Below are 275 nucleotides of genomic sequence, written 5' to 3' on the forward strand. Positions count from 1 at the left end.
GTTCAATCTTCTTCTCGATAGCAGCTGAAACGGTGATTCAGCTGCGTGTGCAAGACGGCTATCTCGGCCGAGTTATGGGGCTACTCAGCTCGCTGATGGGGGCGCTGACTCCCGCGGGTATGCTCCTTGGTGGCGTGGCGGTCAGTTATTTTCATGGCGCACTGCCGGAGGTCATCGTCGCGAGCGGTGCAGCGCTGGTTCTTGTCGCAATCGCCCCGTTGGCATCGGCGCAATACCGACGCTTCTTCGATGGTGGCGCCAGTCCGGCATTGACG

1 pseudogene is annotated in these 275 nt (G+C 60.4%); it reads left to right on the forward strand.

What is annotated here, in order from left to right:
- Positions 1-275: pseudogene (locus SB749_RS19360) on the forward strand (hypothetical protein); the annotation flags it as partial.

Source organism: Brevibacterium sp. SIMBA_078, from assembly GCF_046534565.1.
Lineage (GTDB): Bacteria > Actinomycetota > Actinomycetes > Actinomycetales > Brevibacteriaceae > Brevibacterium.